This window comes from Candidatus Macondimonas diazotrophica, assembly GCF_004684205.1.
GTDB classification, from domain to species: domain Bacteria; phylum Pseudomonadota; class Gammaproteobacteria; order UBA5335; family UBA5335; genus Macondimonas; species Macondimonas diazotrophica.
The window spans coordinates 1-5,883 of record NZ_SRIO01000035.1; the positions used below are offsets into that span (position 1 = coordinate 1).

Annotated in this window: 9 protein-coding genes; 5 read left to right on the forward strand and 4 right to left on the reverse strand. The window is 57.8% G+C overall.

Translation table 11 applies throughout. The features are described from left to right. From E4680_RS13305 to E4680_RS13315, 3 genes are all read right to left on the reverse strand, one after another. The coding region (locus E4680_RS13305; RefSeq protein WP_205688939.1) for a hypothetical protein at positions 1-1,123 on the reverse strand (1,123 nt) is incomplete at its 3' end. Further along, positions 1,123-1,992: a phage recombination protein Bet gene (gene bet / locus E4680_RS13310; RefSeq protein WP_135282911.1), complete on the reverse strand. Its 870-nt coding sequence runs from the start codon at positions 1,990-1,992 to the stop codon at positions 1,123-1,125. The genes bet and E4680_RS13305, both read right to left, overlap by 1 nt. A 30-nt stretch (positions 1,993-2,022) precedes the next feature. Next, the gene (locus tag E4680_RS13315) at positions 2,023-2,226 is read right to left on the reverse strand and encodes a hypothetical protein (RefSeq protein WP_135282912.1); all 204 of its coding nucleotides are present in this window, start codon (positions 2,224-2,226) and stop codon (positions 2,023-2,025) included. Positions 2,227-2,356: 130 nt separating this feature from the next. On the opposite strand from E4680_RS13315, the gene E4680_RS13320 reads away from it, so the two are divergent. Next, on the forward strand, positions 2,357-2,569 hold the full coding sequence (locus E4680_RS13320; RefSeq protein WP_135282913.1) for a Cro/CI family transcriptional regulator: 213 nt from the start codon (positions 2,357-2,359) through the stop codon (positions 2,567-2,569). Positions 2,570-2,713: 144 nt separating this feature from the next. On the opposite strand, the gene E4680_RS13325 is transcribed toward E4680_RS13320, so the two are convergent. Next, positions 2,714-3,199, reverse strand: coding sequence for an AP2 domain-containing protein (locus E4680_RS13325; RefSeq protein WP_135282914.1), 486 nt, complete (start codon positions 3,197-3,199; stop codon positions 2,714-2,716). Positions 3,200-3,515: 316 nt separating this feature from the next. On the opposite strand from E4680_RS13325, the gene E4680_RS13330 reads away from it, so the two are divergent. Genes E4680_RS13330 through E4680_RS13345 form a run of 4 tightly spaced genes read left to right on the forward strand, consistent with a single transcriptional unit; the run spans position 3,516 to position 5,849 of the window. Next, positions 3,516-4,391 carry a YdaU family protein gene (locus E4680_RS13330; protein ID WP_135282915.1) on the forward strand — a complete coding sequence of 292 codons (876 nt, stop codon included), beginning with the start codon at positions 3,516-3,518 and terminating at the stop codon, positions 4,389-4,391. Beyond that, positions 4,388-5,041: a DUF6475 domain-containing protein gene (locus E4680_RS13335; protein ID WP_135282916.1), complete on the forward strand. Its 654-nt coding sequence runs from the start codon at positions 4,388-4,390 to the stop codon at positions 5,039-5,041. The genes E4680_RS13330 and E4680_RS13335 overlap by 4 nt, the downstream gene beginning before the upstream one ends. Continuing rightward, positions 5,038-5,238 carry a site-specific DNA-methyltransferase gene (locus E4680_RS14355; RefSeq protein ID WP_205688940.1) on the forward strand — a complete coding sequence of 67 codons (201 nt, stop codon included), beginning with the start codon at positions 5,038-5,040 and terminating at the stop codon, positions 5,236-5,238. The genes E4680_RS13335 and E4680_RS14355 overlap by 4 nt, the downstream gene beginning before the upstream one ends. Beyond that, complete coding sequence (locus E4680_RS13345; RefSeq protein WP_167792521.1) at positions 5,235-5,849, forward strand: ATP-binding protein; 615 nt, start codon at positions 5,235-5,237, stop codon at positions 5,847-5,849. The genes E4680_RS14355 and E4680_RS13345 overlap by 4 nt, the downstream gene beginning before the upstream one ends. Positions 5,850-5,883 lie beyond the last annotated feature (34 nt).

Sequence of the window (5,883 nt, forward strand, 5' to 3'; positions counted from 1 at the left end):
CCAATTTCTTATCGGCAATCGCGATCTTTGCTCTAGCCATCTCGGCATCAATGGCGGCGTGAATGCTTTTGAGCGTTTTCAGGCCCTTGATTGCTCCGGCGAAGTCTGGCCGGTCGATGCCAGTGACCTCAGCGCCACCAGCGTACTCGACGTATTTGGCGTGAGCGTCTGCGACAAGTCTCGCCCTGATGGCATCCTTGCGCGCCTTGACCAGTCGATCGAGTCTCAATCGCTTGTCGCGCGCCATGTCGCTGATCGAGTCGATGATGCCGAAAGCCTCGGCCACTCCAGAAAGCTGCTCAATGATCTGTTGCTTTGTAAGCTCAAGGCGATCCTCGACGCCATGACACCACTTCACCGACTTCTCGGCCGTGGCAAAATCCTCGTCGGTCTCAAGCTCCTCGCTGATCGCTTCGATCAATTCTGCAGCTCGGCTGCGAAACTCAGCGAGATTTGACGCAGACACGCCACCAGACGCCGTGACGACGACCGCAGGAAGAGCGGCAGGCGCAGTGCCGGTCGCCGCTGGCGCCTCCTCGACATGCACATAGTCGCGCACGTCGGAATCGAATTGCTCCCATGCCGCGATGATGTGAGATCGCAGCTCCATATCCGGCTCGCACCAGATGACTACCGGCTCGAAAGTCGGCGCACCGTTGGCGTCATAGTCGCTCGCCATAAAAAGGCACCGCTCTGAGTCGCAGACCATGAACTGGTGCTCGATTTGCGCCCTGATGTGGATCGGCAAATCTGCCTGTTTCGAGCACGCAGCAAGCTCACGATTCATCAGCTTGTGCTCGAAGTGGATGTCGTGAAGCATCGTCAGTCCGTCGAACGACGCCGAATAGACCCCTGACTTGCCTGTGACGCGATAAAGCTCCTCGCCAATCAGGCGTTCGGCAATTCGCCGCCCCAGCTCTTCTGCACGGTGGCCACGCTCGAAAAGCAGTTCATTTCCAGTTCCTTCGCTATCCGGTATCCCGGCAGCCCGCATCTTGAGCAGTTCAAGCCGCGACATGTGAGGCGAGACGCCGATCACGATTGGAGTCTCGGACGCTGGGCGGTGCACAGCCCTGAATTCATGCCACTCAGGAGAACCCTGAACAAGATCCACGACTTCCATTACTCGGCCCCCCCATTGTCGAAGTCAGACAGCCACTCATCATCCTTGGCGGGCTTATCGGATGACTCTACTACTGCATCTGCAAGCGCGTTGACGATGCGCGCCTGCTCGGCGGTCATGCGGTAACTGCTGCACACGGTCGCGATGATCGCGCCGGGCGTCCTCTTGCCAGAAGCTACTAGGTCGCGCCACTTGCCAAGGCTGGCCTCGAATTTGTCGGCAGGGTACTCGGGCAACTGCTCCGGCGCTCCTCGCGACTTGATGACCTCGCCTGTCTCGGCGTCGAAAATGACTCCTTCGGCATGGAGGTCTTTCCCAGCCATTTCCTCCGCCGTCGGCTGTCCGCACGATTCCGGGAACGCCATCCTCAACGCTTGCGCCTGTGCGCATTTCGCAAGCTGCGCATAGGGCCGCTTCGCCCACATTGCATTAGGGGCTGAGCTATCGCGCCCCTTCGTGGCGTAGTTCTCTCGCCACCGCTCAACTGCTGTGAATTCAGCGATCTGACCAGACGCCATCGCGCGGCGCACAGTCACTCGGCACCAGGCAGGGTAGGTGACGGCCACGCCGTCAATGGTTTCGGTCACGTCAGGACCAAAATCAGGTTCAGAGATCCCGGCAAGCTGCCCTGACCTAGCGGCGTTGACCCGGTACATGTTGATGCCGGGCATGACGACGTCGCGATTTGCGCGCGCCTTGCTGTCCCACATTGGGACTATGTGTACCGGCTTTTGCATGACGTCCAGCCCTGCGGCTGCGCAGTAGGCGAGGACCATCTTGACGCTCTCCTGACTCGCGCCCGGGTATAGAGAGCTTCGCAGGACCTCAGTGAGGTCGTGAGACTCGATTGTCTTGAGTTCTTCTGACATTGGTTTCCCCTTTTCAGGTTGAGAGTTTTTTCAGTTGCCTGGCTTGTAGTCGGGACGGTTCTTCAGGACCCATGCGCGGGATCGCGACGACAGCCCAGTTAAATCAACTTCGCAATCTTTCCTGTGAACCATTACATATGCGCGGTCTTGAGGGATAACGCCGTCCAGATCGATCGGTAGACTTGGGTCGTTAACCATCGACCAGGCGCGCTTAAATGATTCGGTGATGGCCATGTGCGTTTCACCTTTGGAGAACTGGTATATTGATATTGCCAGACACTGGGCCAATAGTCAAGCCTTCTAAGCGGCAATATTTCGTGGTATTGAGCCAAAGTTGCAGCATTCTAAGCGCCGCAATATAATCATGGCCATGAAAAAATTAGACGCTGCTCAATATTTCGGGTCTCAGGCCGCTATGGCTCGGGCGTTGGGAATAACTCGTTCCGCCGTTGCTCAGTGGCCGGCAGAGCTGACGACTGACCAATCCGACAGGGTGGTCGGCGCGTATCTGCGCACTCGAGGGATCAAGGTCGAGATGGTCAAGGCCGTCGATGTCGGGAAGGATGCGGCGGACTAAGCGCTGCAGCACAAATCCAGTCACTTGGCTATAGCCTTCCATCGCGCTTTCGTTGAGATTGGCGGGATGATCTGGGTTCACCCCAGGGGCGCCGATTCCTGCTAGGCGCCTGTTTGGCCAGCCTCCGGGCTGGCATTTTTTTGCCTACCGGGCACCAAAGTTGGCAAACTCTCCGTGGAGTTCGATGGCGGCCCGACAGTAGGCTGCGTGGGCTTCTGGGGGTGTTGAGTAGTAGCCGAGATGCTTTAGCTTGCCGTTGACCTTAATCCTGGCCCGCCACTTCATCATGTCTGCTTGCCAGATCACTCCCTTGAACCCGCTCGTGTTGTTTGCATACGCGCCCCTGTTCCGCATGTTCTCGGCGTTCGAGCACGCCCGCAGGTTCGAGCGCCGGTTGTTCAGCCCGTTCATGTCAATGTGGTCGGCTTGGGTCTTCCGGTCCGTCAGACCTAAGATCAGCCGATGCATCTTGACCTTTGTCCATGATCCATCTGCGCGCCTGACGTTTGCATACGCGTAGAAGGTATTTTTGTCCTTGTGCGCATACCACTTGTAACCGCTTACCAACTCCAAATCCGCCTCGTCGATCTGCGCTACCTTGCCCTGGGTGAGCGGTATCTCAATTGCCATCGTCGTCTCCTCGCCTTTGGTTTGGTGCTTGACCTGCGGCCATTATAGGCATAAGGTAGAGGCACATTCAAGCCATAGGACAAAGCTAGTGAAGATGCCGACAACCCAGAAAGCCGCCATTGAAGCCGGATCGCCCCGTTTCAACACCGGCAAACCATGCCTGCGAGGGCATTACTCTGATCGGGATACCGTGGTCGGAGACTGCCTTCAGTGCCGTACCGCTCGGAGCCAAGAGAAACGAAAAGCGATCATGGAAGCCCTGCGCGCTGCCCGTGAGCGCAATGCCACGCCATGAGCATCGCCTGAGGGCACCCGCATGAACTACTGGAAACGCTTCCCAGGCGATTACGGGCGAGACACCAGTCACCTGACAATCGCCGAGCATGGCGCATATGCCTTGCTGCTTGATGTGTACTACAGCACCGAAAAGCCTCTCCCAGCCGACATATCAGTTCTTTCGAGGATGTGCCGAGCGACAACACCAGACGAACAGGCAGCCGTGAAAGCGGTGGCCGAAGAATTCTTCCCGATAGGCGATGATGGGAAGCGCCACAACGGCCGGGCTGACAGGCAGTTGGAGAAAGACCGGGCCTTTGCCGAGTCCCAGGCGCAGAAGGCCAGACTACCAAGAAAGAACAGCCAAAAATTAGCCGGGGCTAATCCCGGGTTAAGTCACGGCTGTTCCCCGGCTGAGCCCCAGCTCAACCCTCCAGTTCCAGTTCCAGTTCCAGTTCCAGATCCACCGCCAAACCCATCGCCAACACCAAAGCCGCCACAAGAAAAGGAGATGGATACATCTGGATTAAATCCTGTGCCATCGCGTCGCGATAGCACGACACGCACAACAAAAAACGCCTACCCGCCTGACTTCGAGCAAGCCTGGTCGGCATACCCAAAGCGCGCTGGCGGCAACAGCAAAGCGATGGCCTTCAAAGCTTGGAAGGCAAGGATCAAATCCGGCATAGACCCAGGAACAATGCTCCTCGGCGTCATGCGCTACGCCGCGTACATTGACATGACCGGCAAGGTCGGCACAGAGTACGTCCAGCAGGCCGCAACTTTCTTCGGGCCTGCAGAGCACTTCAACGAGCCGTGGGATCCGCCTCAGCAGATCAACAAACAAGCGGCAGTCGAGTCCAGCAATCGCGCCGCCCTCGAAGCTTTCTCCAGAGCGCAAGGAGTTTATCTATGACACCTGAGCAAAGAGCCGCGGTCGCCGGGATCGTGACCTCGTGCTACGAACTTTACGGCAGGCCTGTTACCCACGGACTCCTCGATCTGTTCGTGTCGGCGCTTGACCATTACGACCCCGGCGACATCCGCCGTGCGCTGAACGAGCACGTCCGCAATCCGGACAACGGGCAGTTCCCGCCCAAGCCTGGCGACATTGTGCGCGCCTTGGAGGGCAGCACCGAGACGCAGGGCATGCAGGCGTGGTCAGACGTTGAGGCTGCGGTCAGGTACGTCGGCCCTTACCAGTCCGTCACATTCGATGACCCTGTCGTCATGCGGACCATCGAGGACATGGGCGGATGGATCAAGTTGTGCGAGATCACCGACGACGACTTGCCATTCCGGGCCAAGGAGTTTGTTACCCGGTACCGCGGCTACGCGTCTCGCAATACGCCGCCAGAGCATAGCGCGAGGCTGATGGGCGTCCATGAGGCAAACAATGTTTCGCATGGCCTGCCGGCGCCTGCAGTCAAACGCATCACATCGCGTGGACAGAGCCGATTCGGCATAGGCCATCAGTCTCAGGTCGGGCATTCCGTGGAGGCGGATCAAAAAGACGAACACGGCCTGAAGAACATCAAGTCCCTGCTGCCGAGGTTGAAGCCGTGAAAAACGAGGAAGTCACAATCGGAGACTGCCGGTTGATCCTCGGCGATTGCCTTGAGGTGATGCGCGATATGTTGTCGGATGGGTCGGTTGACCTGACTGTCACAAGCCCGCCCTATGACAACCTGCGGACCTACAACGGCACCCTGAATGATTGGACGCCGGAGAAATGGCAGGCGATCAAGGGGGTCAAGAAGTGAGCGACAATAAAATCAAGTATTTGCCAGGACATTACGGGACATCGAAGAGGATCTTGGGACGGACGTTCGAGAGCTTCTACGTTGAGACGCCAGAAGAGCTGAGCGCCGTCCAGACCTGCCGGGAATACGCCTCGCGGTTCGATGACGCTATGAACACTGGCGCTTCGATTGTTCTGGCTGGGAAAACCCACAACGGGAAGACCCACCTGGCCTACTCAATCGCCATGGATGTGGTTAAGGGCGGGAGGACAGTGCATTACACGTCGCCAATCTACCTGCTGAAAGACCTCCACCCTGAATTTATCGCGCTTCGTAGGGTCACGGACGACCAGATAAGCCAGACGATTGAGTTCTGCCTGAACGCGGACCTGCTTGTGATTGATGACGTTGGCGGTGGGCCTGAATCTGACGTTTGCGCGGGAATCATTGGATCAATCATTGAGTCGCGACTGAGAGACAAGCGACCATTGGTCGTGGTTGGATATGGGACCGAGAAGGATCTGTCGAGAAACATCGGGGCAAGCGTCCTTGACGCGCTCAAGGAATCCAGCGGTCCGTTTGTCGTCTGCGATTGGCACATCCCACGCCGCCGCCGGGATGCGTCCGAATGACAACCACCAAGCGCAAGCCCGCAGAGGCTACAGG